General features: G+C 40.2%; 13 protein-coding genes and 1 tRNA gene. 4 read left to right on the forward strand and 10 right to left on the reverse strand.

Going from position 1 to position 17,090, the window contains the following annotated elements; genetic code table 11:
* Nucleotides 1-37: 37 nt before the first annotated feature.
* A complete protein-coding gene (crtR, locus tag H6G57_RS24690; RefSeq protein ID WP_190523467.1) occupies nt 38-934 on the reverse strand; it encodes a beta-carotene hydroxylase in 897 nt (298 codons plus the stop codon).
* Between the two features lie 137 nt (nt 935-1,071).
* On the opposite strand from crtR, the gene H6G57_RS24695 reads away from it, so the two are divergent.
* From H6G57_RS24695 to H6G57_RS24710, 4 genes are all read left to right on the forward strand, one after another.
* Nucleotides 1,072-1,881: a COP23 domain-containing protein gene (locus H6G57_RS24695; RefSeq protein WP_190523469.1), complete on the forward strand. Its 810-nt coding sequence runs from the start codon at nt 1,072-1,074 to the stop codon at nt 1,879-1,881.
* A gap of 172 nt (nt 1,882-2,053) precedes the next feature.
* Nucleotides 2,054-3,838: a pyruvate kinase gene (gene pyk / locus H6G57_RS24700; RefSeq protein WP_190523471.1), complete on the forward strand. Its 1,785-nt coding sequence runs from the start codon at nt 2,054-2,056 to the stop codon at nt 3,836-3,838.
* Between the two features lie 146 nt (nt 3,839-3,984).
* Nucleotides 3,985-6,441 (forward strand): ComEC/Rec2 family competence protein, encoded by a 2,457-nt coding sequence (locus H6G57_RS24705; RefSeq protein WP_190523473.1) that lies wholly within the window; start codon nt 3,985-3,987, stop codon nt 6,439-6,441.
* 118 nt (nt 6,442-6,559) lie between these two features.
* Nucleotides 6,560-6,648 (forward strand) — tRNA-Ser (locus H6G57_RS24710).
* Between the two features lie 53 nt (nt 6,649-6,701).
* Here the strand turns inward: H6G57_RS24710 and H6G57_RS24715 are convergent.
* The 9 genes from H6G57_RS24715 to H6G57_RS24755 all read right to left on the reverse strand — a co-directional run bounded on the left by H6G57_RS24715 (nt 6,702) and on the right by H6G57_RS24755 (nt 17,055).
* Complete coding sequence (locus tag H6G57_RS24715; RefSeq protein WP_190523475.1) at nt 6,702-7,289, reverse strand: serine O-acetyltransferase; 588 nt, start codon at nt 7,287-7,289, stop codon at nt 6,702-6,704.
* Nucleotides 7,290-7,830: 541 nt separating this feature from the next.
* A complete protein-coding gene (locus tag H6G57_RS24720; RefSeq protein WP_190523477.1) occupies nt 7,831-8,817 on the reverse strand; it encodes a glycosyltransferase family 2 protein in 987 nt (328 codons plus the stop codon).
* Between the two features lie 89 nt (nt 8,818-8,906).
* Nucleotides 8,907-9,890 (reverse strand): glycosyltransferase, encoded by a 984-nt coding sequence (locus H6G57_RS24725; protein ID WP_190523479.1) that lies wholly within the window; start codon nt 9,888-9,890, stop codon nt 8,907-8,909.
* Between the two features lie 26 nt (nt 9,891-9,916).
* Nucleotides 9,917-10,783: a sulfotransferase gene (locus H6G57_RS24730; protein ID WP_190523480.1), complete on the reverse strand. Its 867-nt coding sequence runs from the start codon at nt 10,781-10,783 to the stop codon at nt 9,917-9,919.
* Between the two features lies 1 nt (nt 10,784).
* Nucleotides 10,785-11,777, reverse strand: coding sequence for a glycosyltransferase family 2 protein (locus H6G57_RS24735; protein WP_199314446.1), 993 nt, complete (start codon nt 11,775-11,777; stop codon nt 10,785-10,787).
* Nucleotides 11,778-11,824: 47 nt separating this feature from the next.
* Nucleotides 11,825-13,582 (reverse strand): cellulose-binding protein, encoded by a 1,758-nt coding sequence (locus H6G57_RS24740; protein ID WP_190523482.1) that lies wholly within the window; start codon nt 13,580-13,582, stop codon nt 11,825-11,827.
* Nucleotides 13,583-13,645: 63 nt separating this feature from the next.
* Complete coding sequence (locus H6G57_RS24745; RefSeq protein WP_190523484.1) at nt 13,646-15,253, reverse strand: O-antigen ligase domain-containing protein; 1,608 nt, start codon at nt 15,251-15,253, stop codon at nt 13,646-13,648.
* Between the two features lie 51 nt (nt 15,254-15,304).
* Complete coding sequence (locus H6G57_RS24750; RefSeq protein ID WP_190523486.1) at nt 15,305-16,132, reverse strand: 2OG-Fe(II) oxygenase; 828 nt, start codon at nt 16,130-16,132, stop codon at nt 15,305-15,307.
* 38 nt (nt 16,133-16,170) lie between these two features.
* On the reverse strand, nt 16,171-17,055 hold the full coding sequence (locus H6G57_RS24755; RefSeq protein WP_190523488.1) for a sulfotransferase domain-containing protein: 885 nt from the start codon (nt 17,053-17,055) through the stop codon (nt 16,171-16,173).
* Nucleotides 17,056-17,090: the final 35 nt, after the last annotated feature.

Raw genomic sequence — 17,090 nt, forward strand, 5'->3', positions numbered from 1 at the left:
TCTCAATCTTAATCCCTTGAACTTCAAGGGTAAAGGTTTAATTATCCGTTGAGGATTTGCGAGAGTGAAAACGGATTCCTAAAAAGACATCATAGAGAAAACTCCAAAAGTCTTTTTTCCCTTCTAGGATTCCTAAAGTTTGGGGGGAACCTTTTTCATCTAGTAGGGGTTTCATAAATTCATAAGTTGGCTTGTAATAATACCAAGGAATAGAGGGCCATAAATGATGAATCAAATGGTAATTTTGCCCCAAAATTAACAGATTTAAAATCGGACTTGGATACACCCTGGCATTTTTCCAACGATTGCGTTCTTGAAAAGGGCGATGGGGTAAATAGTCAAAGAATAAACCCAAGGCTATCCCGACGACTAAAGCCGGACAAAACCAGAAGTTTAGAATATAGTCAAGAAACCCATAATGAATCGAGATGCTAACAATCGTCACCACAAATAAGCGGCTCAAAAACCACTCCAGAAGTTCATACTTTTTCCAGAGTTTGCGTTTGAAGAAAAACACTTCATGGTAAAAGAACCGTGCCGCGATTAACCACAGAGGCCCACCTGTGGAAACAAAATGATCGGGATCATTGTCTGGATCATTAACGTGGCAGTGATGTTGGATATGCACCCGTGTAAACACAGGAAAAGCGAACCCTAACATTAAAGCACTACCATGTCCTAACACCGCGTTGAGAATGCGGTTTTTGTGAGCAGAATTATGGGATGCGTCATGAATCACTGTCCCGGAAAGGTGCAGTGCCAAAACATTAATCAAAAAACAACACCAGTCTGGCCAACCCCAACGCCAGTATCCCAACGTGGAATAGATCACCAGAGCTACTGCGACGAAAAACATCAGTAGCGTAGTGTTAAAACCACCCTCTGGGGTGAGGTATTCTTTGGGGACTGTCAGTGGCTTGCTTGCCTCCGACATTACGCTTTGCACTCCTTGAAGTTTCACACCTGAGTATTTTATGAGAAAAGTAACAGATTGTAAAGATTTATGAAATAGCTAAACAGGAACGTAACAGCTTAAAATACCACGATTTTATCCCCTGGAGGAAATAATTTATGTCTCGTTCACGATTTCGCCCATCCTTACTCGGACTCGTAAGTTTATCCATTACCCTATCACTAATGGGTTATCCAACCGAAGTTAAGGCTCAACCCACCTCGAATAATTCGCGTTCTCAGTGGCTAAGTTTACCCAGTTTAAGGGATTTACTGCAACTCCGCCGCAACGCCGAGCAATCCCAACAACCCATTCAGGTTTCCCCCCCCAATTCCACACAAACCCCTCCCCCTCAAACCCTTCCCCCTACCTCAAACCCTCCTATTCCTCAAGTGGAAGTCGAAACTGGGGAAACAGAGATTGCGCGGTTTCGATGTGAAGTGATTGGCGGTCAATATACCGTCATGTATTATCCAGTCAGTCAACCCAATCAAGGCTATGCTTGGGCCGTTCCCAGTAATATGGGGGGAGGATGGACGCCCGAACGCCGTTGCTCCGAAATTAGTCGCCGTTTAGAGTCCTATCGTCCCGATGGGTTATCTGAACTGAGTACAGCGATTGAAAACGGTTATAATACGTTGTGCGCCACAACCGAAGATGTGCCTCAATGTCGGATTGTGTTAACGGTTCCTCCTGGGGAAGATCCCTTATTTGTGCGTGATCGCATTTTCCAAAACTTGGTTATTGCGGATAGTGGTCAAAGCACCCAAGGCGTTTATACCCTTGTCGATGAAAAAAGCACCGGAGACGTTATTCGAGGGGTGTTAGGTGGTTCTCGAAATCGTCAAGGAATTCCCCTGCGTCAATTCCTCGATCCCACCGACGGGGGCACTGGATCACGTTTGAACCCCCGTTATTTTCCGAAGTAGGCAATAAAACCCAAAATCCCCTCGTAATTCGTAATTCGTAATTACCTCCCAAACACCGGATTCTGAATTCTTGATTTTTATGTGTCCCTGACATGGTTAAATTTTCTTTATGCTTTGTAGAGATGTTCCCAGGAATGTCTCTACAAATAATTCCCTAGAAGTTTATTGAGTCATGCAACCGCAAAATCTACTGCACCGAACCAAAATAGTCGCTACAATTGGCCCTGCTACACAGAAGCCTGACGTTCTGCGCGCGTTGATTGAAGCGGGTGCAACGACTCTACGATTGAATTTTTCCCATAATACCCATGAGGATCATCAACGCAGTATTCGCTTGATTCGACAAACGGCCTTTGAACTCAACCAACCTGTCGGAATTTTACAAGACCTGCAAGGCCCAAAAATTCGATTGGGTAAATTTGAGAATGGTTCAATTATTCTCAACCGAGATGATTTGTTTATTCTCACCAGCGAGGATGTCGTCGGAACTCAGGAAATCTCCTCCGTAACTTATCAACCTTTAGCCGATGAAGTTCCAGAAGGGGCAATTATTCTCCTCGATGACGGTAAAGTTGAGATGTTCGTGGAGAAAGTTGAACCAGCAAAGGGACGCTTATATTGTCGTGTGGTCGTTGGCGGAACTCTTTCTAATAGTAAAGGGGTGAATTTTCCGGGGGTTTATCTGTCGATTAAAGCGTTGACAGAAAAAGACCGAAAAGACTTAATGTTTGGTTTAGATCAAGGAGTTGATTGGGTTGCTTTAAGTTTCGTCAGAAATCCCCAGGATGTATTAGAAATTAAAGAATTAATCGCCAGTGCAGGGAAAGATGTTCCCGTCATTGCCAAAATTGAAAAACATGAAGCCATTGAACAAATGGAAGAAATTCTGGCTTTGTGTAATGGCGTAATGGTAGCGCGAGGAGATTTAGGAGTAGAACTTCCGGCTGAAGATGTGCCGATATTACAAAAACGGTTAATTCTCACCGCTAACCGCATGGGAATTCCGGTGATTACCGCTACTCAGATGTTAGATAGCATGGTGAATAATCCCCGACCCACCCGTGCGGAAATTTCCGATGTCGCTAATGCGATTTTAGATGGTACTGATGCAGTGATGCTTTCTAATGAAACAGCCGTTGGCAAATATCCTGTAGAAGCAGTCGCAACTATGGCGCGAATTGCCGCCCGAATTGAACAAGATGGCGTCACCCGCAATATTTCTAAAGTTGAAGATACCGGACGTTCTATTCCTAATGCGATTAGTCAAGCTGTTGGGCAAATTTCCCATCAGTTGAATGCCGCAGCTATTATGACCTTAACTAAAACCGGGTCTACAGCGCGTAACGTCTCTAAATTTCGACCCCAAACCCAGATTTTAGCCATTACGCCCCATGTGGAAGTCGCTCGACAGTTAAGTTTAGTCTGGGGGGTGAAACCGCTATTAGTGTTAGATTTACCTTCGGCTGACCAAACCTTCCAAGCGGCGGTGACGGTAGCTAGAGAAAAAAACCTGCTGGCGGATGGGGATTTAGTCGTGACAACGGCCGGAACCTTACAAGGGGTAGCGGGTTCTACGGATTTAATTAAGGTGGAAGTGGTGACGGCTGCTTTAGGCAAAGGTACAGCCGTTGGTCAAGGTTGTGTAACGGGACGAGCGCGGGTTGCCCGCAGTGCCGGAGAATTGAGCGATTTTAATGTGGGAGACATTTTAGTCACTCCCCAAACCAGTGCTGATTTTGTGGATGCGATGCGAAAGGCGGTGGGTGTGGTGACTGAAGCGGATAGTTTAACCAGCCATGCGGCGATCATTGGTTTACGGTTAGGGGTTCCTGTAATTGTGGGAGTAAAGAATGCTACTCGCATGATTCGAGATGGGGTGATTTTGACGTTAGACATGGAGCGCGGTATTGTGTATTCAGGTGCTACCAGTGGTTCCCTACCGGATAACACTTTGTAACCTCTTCCCCATCCCCTCTCCGGCTCGGCGAGGGGACGATTGGTCTGTTGAGAAACCTGGCTCCTGCCTAAGTGTTGGGTTCACTTGTTATCAGATAGGATGTTCTCTATAAAAGAGTTGACTGTTCCCTGTTCCCTGATTATTGAATGAATCAAACGGTGATTTTTATTCTGGCTTTTGCTTATCTCTTAGGTTTGCTAGTAGGTGCAATCCCTTGGGTAAATTATGGAATATTAGGGTTAGGAATTATATTAGCACTTGCGACAGCCCTGAAACAAGTTTATCAGCAAAAACAATCGCGAAAAGCTAGAATTCAACAGTTTATTAAACAAAAAGAAACCCGCAAAGATGCTCTCACTGACCCGATTGAATTTGCTGCAAAAATCCCTAAACCTCCTCGTCCTAAACTGCCCTTTTGGGTGTGGTTATTAGCCGGAATCACCGCTTTTTTAGCCAGTGTTTATTTACAAATTAGAACCCCTCAACCAGCGACAAATGATATTAGTCAATTAATTCTTAATAGCGGGAATAGCCAAGATTTATTAATTACGGTTCGCGGAGAAGTGGGTAGTATTCCCCGGTTAACTCGTTCAGGACGGGGACAATTTTGGTTAAACGTAAATCAAGTTAATGAAATTACAAATAATAATACTCCGATTGCTGTTAGTCGAGATGTGAAGGGTTTAGTTTATGTGACTGTTCCTTTATTAAAAGCAACGGGGTTATATCCGGGAGAAAGTGTTGCGATTACCGGAAGTTTATATCAACCTCAACCCCCTTCAAACCCAGGGGGATTTGATTTTTATAACTATCTGGCTCAACAAGGATCTTTTGCTGGATTGCGGGGACGTTATATTAGTCATGATGATAGTCAACCTCCCCCTTGGGGATTGTGGAAAATTCGCCAACGCATTACACGCGCTCAAGCTAAATTATTAGGAGTTCCTGAAGGTTCGCTACTGAGTGCGATGGTATTAGGCCGTTTAGCGGTTGATTTACCTTACGATATTCGAGATACGTTTGTTCAAGTTGGACTCGCTCATATTCTAGCAGCTTCAGGATTTCAAGTTTCATTTTTATTGGGAGTTATTTTAGCTCTTACTCAAAGATTTTCTCCCCAAATTCGATTTATTTTAGGATTATTAACGCTTCTGTTTTACTTGGGTTTAACGGGGATTTCACCTTCTGTTTTACGAGCAACGTTAATGGGATTAGCGGTATTAATTGCCCTTTTAACCCAACGTCAAACTAAACCCTTAAATGTATTATTACTGGTAGCTATATTATTATTAATTGTTAACCCCCTTTGGATATCGGATATCGGATTTCAACTGAGTTTTTTAGCCACATTGGGATTAATGGTCACAGTTCCTCCCTTAATGCAACGGTTAAATTGGATGCCTCCCTTTTTCGCTTCTTTAATCGCCGTTCCTTTAGCCGTCATGATTTGGACATTACCCCTACAACTCTACATTTTTAAAGTTTTATCGCCCTATAGTATTCTGGTTAATATTATTGCTTCTCCTCTGATTTCAATTATTACATTAGGAGGTATGGCAAGTGCCTTAGTCGCTTTATTCATGCCGGGATTTGGAAGTGCGATTTCCCAAGTTCTTCATTATCCAATTTTAGGTTTAATTGAAACAGCCGATTATTTTAGTCACCTTCCCGGAAATTCTATTGCGGTGGGCAGTATTTCCCTAATACAATTGATTACCCTCTATAGTTTAAATCTTTTAATTTGGGGTTATTTTATCTGGGTGAATCCTCAAGAAAATCCCAAAATTTTGACTTCTAAAAAAGGCTGGATTCCTCTTTTATTTGCAGTGACTTGTGCTATATTAATAGTGGTTGCACCGGGTTGGTATACTAAAACAACCCAATTTCAAGCCACGATTCTCGGTACACCTAAAGAACCGATTTTAGTGATTGAAGAAAAAGGAAAAGTAACTTTAATTAATAGTGGAAGTCAGAACACAGCCCAATTTGTCGTTTTACCGTTTTTAAATGCTCAGGGTGTCAATGAAATTCAAGGGTCAGTTGCGACTCATCCCCAACTGGGTTTAAGTATTGGTTGGCCGTTTATTTTAGAGAATGTTCCGATTAAAAGATTTTACGATAATCCAGCCCCTAAAAAAACCTATCAAGCTACCAATGATGTCATTTTGAAAGCGTTAGCTCAACAAAAAGGAGCTTATGTTCCTTTAATATTACGTCAACCTGTGATGTTAGGTTCTGTGAAACTTGAATTATTAAATCCTCAGCCCCCAATCATTCGATTTGAAATGGGTCAAAACATTTGGACATTATTAGGAGAAACCTCTATTAATGACCAAAAACAGTTGATGGAAAGTCAAAGTTTAACCCCGACTCAGGTGTTGTGGTGGTCAGGAGAACCCTTAAGCCCAGAAATTTTATCTGTATTCAAGCCTAAAATAGCGATCGCTTCTTCTAATTCTATTGATCCTAAAACGGTACAAATCCTAAGTCAACAACAAACTCAAATCTTTTGGACGGGTCGAGATGGAGCTATTAGATGGACACCGACTCAAGGTTTTGAAACAACTTTAGATTTTGATGAAACAGATGGGTCTTTGCTTTAATAGACTGACGCAGCAAACCTAAACCCTGAAATGTTTTTCCCGTTTCCGCTTCCCTGTTCCCCGTTCCCTGCTATAATCGAAAAGTCGTCTAAAATACGATCTGAATCATTTCAGGTTTGGAGAGGTGGCAGAGTTGGTCGAATGCGGCAGACTCGAAATCTGTTAGGGGTCTTGCACTCCTCGTGGGTTCGAATCCCACCCTCTCCGTTTTGTTCGGTAACTGTTGAATAGCCTTCTTTGCATTTCAAAAAAGTGGGTGATCAGCTTAAATGTAGGTTTTGAGAAGGCTTTGAACGGATAATTTGAGCCGGAATTCCAACGACAGTTTCACCGGATGGAATATCGGAAAGTACAACCGCATTCGCACCAATGCAAACATCATCGCCAATGGTCACATTTCCCAAAATTTTCGCCCCTGCACCAATATTAACCCGTTTTCCTAATTTAGGAGCATGGAAAGGTTGATCTAAATAACGATTTCCTAAAGTCACTCCTTGGCGAATAATACAATCATCCCCAATCACACTATTTCCATGAATTACAATCCCATGTTGGTGTTCTACAATTACACGACGACCCAGTTCAACACTATAGGGTAATTCAATCCCATAGGTATTACGAATTTTTCGATATAACATTCGATAAAGAAAGCTCAAAGGGGCACGAAACATCAACGATTTAATCTGCATTCTCCATACCCCAAAGCGTTGAACTACCACCGCTTGAAATCCGGGTTTCGTCCAATCTCGGTCATGAGCAATCCAATCTTCCTGAATTTGTTCCCAAAGTCCTAACTGCTGGGTTTGGGTTGTTGTCCGTTGTATCTCAATTTTTTGTGCTGTATTCATATCCCCTAAAAAATCTTGATAAGGTTGAATTTGCTATAAGCATTTTGACAAAACAATTCTGTTCTGGGTGGCTATCCCAAATTAAGAGTGAAATAATCTAATGTTGTCGTCTAGGTCAGCAATTGAAATATATCACAACTTCAATTGTTTTACAATACATTTTAAATTAAATCAAAATTAAGATCAAATAAATTAAGTTTTTCTAATCTATTTTTTAGAATAGTTTTGCTTTTTAAAAGATTGTCATAAAATCTTGATATTTTATTGAAAACTTATCTCAAGTAGTTGACGACAGCATGAGGGTTCTGGTAGAGTAATAAAAACAGCACCCAAGGGGTTATTGTGTCTACAAGTCAAAACTAAAGCTGAAACCCCTATGTTCTCATCAAATATCTTGATTAACTGACAAAATTTTCAGGTGGCGATGCACGAGTTTTGAGAAGGAAAGCCTTAGCCTTAAATGGCTATCTTGACAAAAATCACAATTTATGCAGTAAGGGGCAATCTCCAAAAAATCCGGTTTTCGGTCGTTATTCTCAATTTAACTTCCTTTGAGCAAAACACTATAACGAATAAAATCCCTCAAAAGTTGAGGAGGGTCGGAATTGGGTTTATTTTGCAGTTGGCGACGAACTTGCCAGGTCAGAAAACTCAGTATCCAAACCATATCGGTTAAGGCTGCATAAAGTTGACCATAATTTTTTATAAAATAGCGACGACGGGAATCAAACCAATATTGAGGAAGGCGTTTTGGGGGAGATTTCGTATCAGTTACCCCAGAACTTTGTCCCACCAGATGAACCACTCGACTTTCGGGAATATACCAACAATTCCAACCCGCTTTTTTCGCCTGTAAACAAAAGTCCATCTCCTCATAATACATAAAATAATCTTCATCAATTAAACCAATGGTTTCAAAAACAGAACGCCGGACAATCATACTCGCACCCGCAACCCAATCCGTTTGACAAGCCTGTTCAGAAACCGGAGGCGCAACAACCCATTTTTCTAATAATTTAGAAACAAATCCTAAGCGCAGTCCGCTATCTAATTCTCCCCACAAGGTATGGAACCGAAATGCAGAACGTTGAGGGGTGCCATCGGGGTCTTCTAAACGGCTTCCAGCGATGCCAATTTCAGGATTTTCCTCCATAAATTCTACCAGCTTCGTTAAGGAACCGGAACGCACAATTGTATCGGGATTGAGCAGTAAAAAATAGGAAGGAGGATAATCAGATTGTAAAATCGGGCGAATAACGGCATTATTCCCAAAGGCGTAACCACCATTATGGTCTAAGGGAATTAAAGAAACCCAATCTCCCCATTTTTCTTGGTCTATAACGGCTTGAATTCGAGTCCAAGAATCATCTCCAGAAGCGTTATCGGAAACAACAACTTTTGTACCGGGTAATGCTTGAACTTCACTCACTAACGAGTATAGACAATCAATTGTTAGAAAAGCTGTTCGATAATTAACAATAACAATTATTAGGGGATGGGAATGAGTGATGAGGGGTGAAGAAACCATGATTATATCCTCTTCTAAAAGTTAAATCAGTCGGTTCGTAAGAAGGTCTTAGGAATGTTGTTAATCTGGAAATCCAGCATATATTGGGGTTACTTATATTCAATTAAGGGGTTAGATTTTCCTAGGGTTTGATTAAAATAAAACTTGATTTGTCCGACTAATCCCGGAAATTTTGAAGCAATACATGACAGGGCGTACAAAGCAGAATCTGAACTCGAAAATCCTCTGGTTTTAGAATAGCGATAGGTTTTATAAATTAATAAAGGATAAGCTAAAAATAAAATCAAGCTCGATTCATGGGTTGGTAATATTAAAATTAAAGCCAAGATAGGAATCATTAACCCCCATAACAAAATACTACGGCTTTCTCTCACCCAATGGTTTTCCGGTGGTTTTCCATGTAAATAAGCTCCTTCTGCATAGGCGTAACCTGCTCTTAAATGGCGTTTCCACCATTGACTAAACCGAGTCATTTGAGCATCATGGAGGGTCATTTCTGCCTCTAAACGCTCAATTTTCCATCCTTTTTGTCGTAGCCTAACGCACAATTCCGGTTCTTCTCCTGCGATTAATTGGGGGTTAAATCCAGAGACTTGTTGAACCGCTTCTACGCGCATCATGGCATCTCCACCACAAGCTTTAGTTTCACCAATAGGAGTATTCCACTCAATATCACAAAGACGGTTATAAATTGACGCATCAGGATACCGTTCTCGTCGTCGTCCACACACCACCCCAATATTAGGATTTTCATCTAATTTTTGTTGGGCTGTGTTTAACCATCCCGCTACAATTTCGCAGTCACCATCTACAAATTGAATATAATTTAATTCAGGATTTTTCTGAAGTAAAAATTCAAAACCTGTGTTTCTAGCCCGTGCTGCGGTAAAGGGTATAGATAAGTCTAATTCTATAACATCTACACCCAGGGATCTCGCTATTTCCACAGAATTATCTGTTGAACCGGAATCAACATAAACTGCATTGTCAACGCTTCCGATGATGGAAGATAAACATTTCCGTAACCGTTCACCTTCATTGCGTCCAATGGCGACTAATCCAATACTACTCAAGGTCAAACCTCCTCTATTGCTAAGAATTAAACCCAATTAAAAGCTTGATTTTTGACAACGGATTTAAAATTATCACAGGATAATTCTATTCCTAATTTAGACCCTAAAACAGCTAAATCTGAGTTAAAAATTAATCGCAAATTCTCATGATTTTCTGGCGTGAGTTCTGGTTTTTGCTTCATCGCCCACCAACTTCTAACCCAAGTCCGAAAAGATTTAGGAACCAATAAACGTCGCAATTCTCGAAGACCCGGAGTTTCCACTAAAAAATCCCGCCAAGCACTTTTTCTCATACGTTCAGTCGAGACATTTTGGGCTTCTAGTTCAAAGTTCCAAATCGGCTTTTGGGGATAACCAATAAACTCACAAACCCGTTCTAATTCCGCTTGGGGATAAGAAAGCATTCGTTCAAAGAAAATTGGTAATACCCGATCTTGACCAAAGGTTTCAAAATAGGGTTGAAGCTGCATCATATAGCAACTATAATCAATTAATTCAGGATGGTTTTTCAGAGCAAGATTAATTTCCTCTGTGATCACCTTTTGTGTCCATTCATGAATATATTGAGACACTAATCGATCAATCGGATGTCGCATCACATAAATAAATTTAGCCTTGGGTAAATGGTGCTGAATTCGTTGAATGGTTTCAGGATAAGTGGGTAATTTCGTGTAATGGGTACTAGATTCTCCACAGAAGGCATCTACAGGTGCAGATTCAAAATGGGATAGATACCAATTCCAGCCTTTTTCATACTCCTCATCGTTACTAAAAAAATTAGGTTCTTTGAGTTGACTCATAAAAATTCCGGGTTGTAAAGCCAACTGTTCATGTAGGGTACTGGTGGCACATTTCATCGCGCCAATAATAATAAAATCAGGGGTTTTATTCATATTATTCTTGTTGAGATAGATTTAAGGGAGTTAAACAATTCATCCAAATATCTTGAGCTTGAAATTCGCAGGTATGGGGTTGTTTATTTCCGACTAATTCCCGAATCCAAGACAAACTCCGACCGACTAACCACAGGAGATTTGCTAACCATAACCCTGTAATCCCATAAAATTTTGCAAAGTACCGAGAACGAGAAGCATAGAGATAGGAGCGAGGACGACGCCGCGCCGCCATATCCGCTTTGACTGAACCACTACCACCCCGTAAATGCACCACCCTCGCCTCTGGCCAATGGAGAATCTGCCAGCCCGCCTGATTCACGCGACGACAATAATCCACATCATCAAAATACATGAAATAGCCCTCATCCATAAAGCCAATTTGTTCAATCACCTCCCGACGAATTAAAACACAAGCAAAACTTGTCCATTGCGGTTGATAGGGTGTATTAGAAACCTCCATCGGTACGTCATATTGTTGAAACAGTTTTGTAATCATTCCTGTCGCCGCAGCATCAATCAATTGACTCAAGGGAGAATGATAGCGGAAACAACTAATTTGGGGGGTACTATCGGGCCATTCTAAACGAGGACTAATCAGTCCCGCTTCGGGGTGAGTTTTCCAGGCGTGAAGTAAAGATGAAAGGGCTCCGGGTCGGACAATGGTATCACTATTGAGTAATAAATAAGCTTCGGCTTCAATGGCTTTGATTCCTAAATTATTCCCGGCGGAAAATCCCCCATTCACCGGAGAAGGAAGAAGTTGTACCCAAGAAAACCATTGATTTTCTGTAATCGTTTGTTGCAAAAGTTCAACGGAATTATCCCCAGAAGCATTATCAACAATAATCACCTGATCATACCCTATTTCCACTTGATTTTCAAGGGATTTTAAACAATTAATAACGAGATGAGGAGTGCGATAATTAATAATAACAATCGCCCATCGAATCCGATTAATCAAACTATTGTTTTCAACTGTAATTTCCTCCATTCATTCCTCCTTAAACATAAAAATAATGTCAGCAGTTAGCGGATCATCTAACGACAATTTTCCCACCAACAAGGATTTTGATCAATAAAATCCTCTAAAGCTTTATATTTGGGTGAAGTGGGTTGATAGACCGATTCTAAAGCTCCCCAACTGCCATATTTTGTCGGTTTACCGATATCAGCATAGTGCATAAATAAAGTTCCTCTAGCTTGTTTCCAATCTTGTAACAGTTGTAAATAAGTATCGTACATTTGCGGATTACGATTGAGTTGGATTAAGAAATTTGTCAAGCGTTCTTGTTGAGGATGTTTGCGATCGGCAACTAAATGTTGTCCTCCTTCATAAGCTACTAATGTTAATGATTTGGATTTAGCGACTTCTGCATGATACAAAAAAGTTTGATACTGATCAAGTAAACTATGTTGGTCTTTGGGGAGTAATCCTCCTTTTTTTAACTGTTGAAAAGCTTGATTAATTCCTGTATCTCCCTGATTGATCCACGATTCAAGCGTACTACTATTCTCCAAATCTCCTAAAGAGCCATCAAAATAACCGGCGATCGCATAGGCATCAATCCCTTGATAACAGGGTTTATTGCCTTCGTTCACCCAATAGGGACAATCTAAAACTTTTTGTTCTGCTCCTTTTGAATTCGTTTGTGTAGAAATCACACAAATAACCCGATCAGCTTGAGTTCCAAATTCCCTTTTCCAAATTTCACACATTTGAGCCGTTCGCATTCCATACCACTGACGAAAGGCATCTTTTTTATCTTTCCCCCATCGAGCTTGACCTTCTTCTAAGGCATAATGAGTTTGTTTAAAATTCCAATTCCAAACTTCATTAGAAAACTCGATATAGACCTTTAAATTAGGATTTAATTCAGCTTTTACTTTCTGGGCAAAGTTTTGGATATATTCATCGGTTGCTTGATGGGGCATATTAAACCAAGGCTCTGCTTGAACTTGATTGGCTAAAGCAATCATCACTTCTAAAGGAACTCCTGAACGTCTATAGGTTGCTGTTGCAGGTGTTGGTCTATTCTCCCACTCTTTTTGAGGAGAATGATTGGTTTGCATCCAATCCATAAATCGCAAAGTTCTAAATTTTTTAATTTTATCCAAAAAAACAGGATTAAATTGTTCACCTTGTTGATAACGAGTTTGATCTTCTGCTTTAATTACCCGAATATTCCGAATATAATTTCCGGTTTGATTCGGATCAGTTGCAGCAATTACAATTAACGCCCCATTTGATTTGGATAAATCAATTGTAATCACATCTTGTCCGGGTTTAGAAAGGTTAGAATCTTTTTGAGCGGCTAAACCATATTCTAACGTTCCTTCTCCCTCATAGAAAACAAGATATTGTCCAGAAATAGGAGTATCTTTAGGAATATCTTTAAATAACGTTGTTGCCACTTCAGTATAGCGGGGAGGATCTTCAGGTTTAGGCAAGGATTTAACCCAACCTTGTTCATCTAAATCTAATTGCTCAGATTCTTCTGTATCCCATTCCCCTCGACAGTCTGATGTTTTTACACTGCGACAGGTCGTGAACCACTGGCGGGAACCTTTAAAATAGTCAATAAATGCAAATTGAGTTGATGCAGTCCCTAAACCACTCAAATTAATGCCTAGAGGAGATTGAGAATTTGATAAACCTTGGCTGAATGCAACTCCTTTGAAACCATTCTGAGAATCATCAATCATTTTAGATATGATTATTCCTATTCCCATAAAAACAATAAAAAATAATACAATATTTTTTTTAAACTTCAATTTTACTAAATTAAATATAAACATGATTAATTCCTTTAAATATTTTTTTAACCGTTAAATTATTAATGCTTAATGGCTTAGAAAGATCTAGTTTTTTTTGCGATTGAGCTTAGGAATAGTGGCACTAGGTTTTGCAGAAATCGGAATCGGTCGAGACTTTCGGCGATTAAGCTTAAGCAGACTGACACTAGGTTTTGCAGAAATCGGAATCGGTCGAGACTTTCTGGGATTGACTTTAGGAATAGACTTAACAGTTTTAGTAGTCATTAGAAGCGGTGTAGCCGGGATTTTTTGATTTTCTGTCCCCTGGCTATTAATCGTATTGCTAGAACCAGCAACAGAGGAATTGAATTCTTGGGGATTGGGGTTCATCAATAACCCAGCTAAACCCCCACTCGCTAGGGTAAAAACGGGATTATATTGATCATTTAAGAGGTTATCTAGTACATATAAAACGGTAACTACACTGATAACGGAGGCTCCTGCAATCTGGGGACGAAACCAGGTTTTAGCCGGATATCGAAATAGTGAAAACGTCAGCGCGGGAAGCAAAGACGTTCCAAAGATGCCGATCACCCCGAAGACCCCATTAATCCCATAGGCAATAATCCACAAACTATCAGTAACGGAAATATCTTTCCTTTCTCCTGTAGATTCACTATAGATATAAATCCGATTTCTTCCCCACCCTGCCCAACCAAACCACATCCGTTCTCTTGCTTTTTCAACTAATTTTTCTTCATTGTTAAATCTAAACTCTAAAGATTGCGCTCGTTCAGGGCCCGCTATGTCATTTGCAACCTGAACAATTTTATCTGCTTTTTCTCCGGTAAAGTTCCCCGTGACCCCTAAATAGAGATAAAAAGATAACAGTAAAATTAACAGTATCTTGGGAAAACTGTTGTTTAGGAATTTGGAACAATATAAAATGATGATTCCCAAAATCATATAAATATAAGCCCCTGTAGAACGAACTAAAAGATGAGTGATATATAGCCCAATAAACCAAAGGTTCATAGGAATATCCAAGAACTTTTTTAAGGCTCCTGATTGCCACAACCACAGGGCAATTAACGTGGCTGCCATCATCCACATTCCCACGCTTAAACCATGCTTCATAAAAACACTAGGTCTATATCCTCCTAAACGGTAAGATTGAGAAAACTGGTTAATGCCATGATAGCCATACACTATCCGATGCAGTTGGGGACTAATAAAGTTTTCTACTAAGCATAAAGGTGCGTAAATAATCCCACTAATAAAAATACCCACTGCTAATTGGTGTAGACCTTTAAAACTATTGAGATATAAGCGACCTAAAAAGTAAGGAATACCATACTCAATAATTTGGTCTACAGTTGCTGACAATCCATCATAGGAGCCTAAATCATTGGTTATCGATGAAATAAAAGGACTAATACACCAAATCAGCATGGGGATGTCTAGCCATCCAAATTTAAAAGTACGGAAGGTTTGGCGATGATACAAATAAGTTGCCAGCAGAATGCTGTAACTGGTGGCTGTAGCGCGATTATAATCGGGAAAACCGGGGAAGGAAAATGAAGTACGCTGGGGAAGGAACAGCCACGCCAGAATAAAACTGATCACCACTGCTCTATCGGTTGGAAACCGTTTAAATAAAAATAGAACAGTGGGCAGCAAGATTAATAAAGCGAATTGGGCTTGGGGTGTCATAAATGGAGTGAATAATTTCTGGTATTTATAAAATTTTTAGACATCCCCTAATTAGGATTTGTGGTTAATAGCTTTGCCCAGATCAAAAATAATGGGCGGAATGAATTTTTTTACCAGAGTTTTCAAGGGAACTGGAGAAGGTTTCGAGTTTAAATTATCCTCAGGTCGGGCTTGGAATACCGTCGAATGAGTGCCAGAAATTTCTTCAGGAGGACGACCATTCGTGTAGTAATAAAGGGCTAATGATTTGCGAGTTATTCCCTCTGGACAAGTTAAAGGGTCAGGATGACCATGATACGAAAAGTCTGAGGTACTGAAGATTACACACCGATTAAAAATGGGAAGAATTTTTTTAATACAGTGGGTCATTTCTCGATCCCACATTTCAAAATGACCCCCATATTCTTCTTGCCAATTTTTATTTAAATAGATGAGCATATTTAAGCGCCGATCTAAACCAAAACCTTTATGTTTATTAAAGTCAACGTGCATTTTTAAAAATCCTCCCCTTTCAATTTGGTGAAGTCCTCCACCTTGAAAGTAAGGATCAGGAATAATTCCTGAAATTCCCGTAAGTTTTTCTAAAAATTTGAGGAAAACGGAAGAATTTAATTGATAGAGTAAAAACCGGGTGGCTTCACCCATTTGCAGTTCGGAGGTAGAAGCTAACTTTTTTTCAGCCGCTGCATCAAATTGTCTCCAATTGATTTGTCCGGGTTTAGGAAATTCTTCCAATATTTCATCTAAGACCGATTCGGGAAGAAAATTATCAATAACAATATGGGGAAAGGGTTCCGCTTCAGCGTAGGATTTCCAATGATTTTCGGCTAAATCGTTTAACTTGTTTAAATCCAGACAAAAGCTTAAGGATTGTGTCATGATTTTTCTCCTAGAGTTAATGATTGAAAATGTCGATTTTAACGGTTCCAGTGAGATAAGTCCCAATTTAAAAATTCAGCGAGTTGCTGGTTGGGTTGTCGAAATTTTTCTAATAACATTTGGCGAGTTTCGGCCAGCATGGGAGGGGGCATATATTGTTGGGATTTCCATTGTTGGTATTTGGCACGGCGTAGCCATTGGTAGGCTTGATCCTTCCAGGATTTGGGAAAGAAAGCTTTTAACTGCTCAAACCCTGGAATTTTGTTGAAGGAAGAGGTCATTTTTTTCCTTACAAACCATTCTGAATCATCCTCGGCTTTATTGGCAACAATGGTACTTTCCTCGGTCAAATTAATCTGGGGATCAGCACCGATAAACGTGAGAATTTGGCAAATCGTCTCGTGAGGTCGTTGAATTAAGTCTTCCATGGGCAGGAAGAGGAATGACTCACGGGGATAAAATTTCAGATACTGTTCGATTTGATAGAAATAAAAACTACTGTCAATAAATTCACTTTGTTTGACAATGGTTTCTTCAAAGGTTTTTTCCACCGCTAATTCTGGTTTATGGCGAGCTCCTTTAAAGCGATGAATGTAGAACGAATAGGCCCGGTCTACGGGATGCCTCATAATATAAATCAGTTTCACCTCGGGTAAAGCTTTGACTAGACGTTCTACCGTATGGGGATATTGTTGTAAGCGGGAATAGGTCGTTGAGGCTTCACCACAAATTTGATCAGGTTTTGCTTGACCAAATAAGGATTCATACCAGTCCATTCCTCGATCATAGTGAGTATCTACAGAAAAGAAGTCCGGTTCTTTTGGAGTAGACATAAAGATCTGGGGATGGCGACACAAATATTGATAGAGTGTTGTTGTTCCCGATTTAGCTGCACCGATGATGATAAATTGGGGTTTAATCATTAGAAAACACCTCTGATCAAGAAATTACTGACTGT

Origin of the sequence: Planktothrix sp. FACHB-1365, from assembly GCF_014697575.1 — a bacterium.
GTDB lineage: Bacteria > Cyanobacteriota > Cyanobacteriia > Cyanobacteriales > Microcoleaceae > Planktothrix.

Coding starts and splice junctions, on each gene's coding strand:
- crtR (WP_190523467.1), bottom strand. CDS start 934: ATGTCGGAGGCAAGCAAGCCACTGACAGTCCCCAAAGAATACCTCACC.
- H6G57_RS24695 (WP_190523469.1), top strand. CDS start 1,072: ATGTCTCGTTCACGATTTCGCCCATCCTTACTCGGACTCGTAAGTTTA.
- pyk (WP_190523471.1), top strand. CDS start 2,054: ATGCAACCGCAAAATCTACTGCACCGAACCAAAATAGTCGCTACAATT.
- H6G57_RS24705 (WP_190523473.1), top strand. CDS start 3,985: ATGAATCAAACGGTGATTTTTATTCTGGCTTTTGCTTATCTCTTAGGT.
- H6G57_RS24715 (WP_190523475.1), bottom strand. CDS start 7,289: ATGAATACAGCACAAAAAATTGAGATACAACGGACAACAACCCAAACC.
- H6G57_RS24720 (WP_190523477.1), bottom strand. CDS start 8,817: ATGGTTTCTTCACCCCTCATCACTCATTCCCATCCCCTAATAATTGTT.
- H6G57_RS24730 (WP_190523480.1), bottom strand. CDS start 10,783: ATGAATAAAACCCCTGATTTTATTATTATTGGCGCGATGAAATGTGCC.
- H6G57_RS24735 (WP_199314446.1), bottom strand. CDS start 11,777: ATGGAGGAAATTACAGTTGAAAACAATAGTTTGATTAATCGGATTCGA.
- H6G57_RS24740 (WP_190523482.1), bottom strand. CDS start 13,582: ATGTTTATATTTAATTTAGTAAAATTGAAGTTTAAAAAAAATATTGTA.
- H6G57_RS24745 (WP_190523484.1), bottom strand. CDS start 15,253: ATGACACCCCAAGCCCAATTCGCTTTATTAATCTTGCTGCCCACTGTT.
- H6G57_RS24750 (WP_190523486.1), bottom strand. CDS start 16,132: ATGACACAATCCTTAAGCTTTTGTCTGGATTTAAACAAGTTAAACGAT.
- H6G57_RS24755 (WP_190523488.1), bottom strand. CDS start 17,055: ATGATTAAACCCCAATTTATCATCATCGGTGCAGCTAAATCGGGAACA.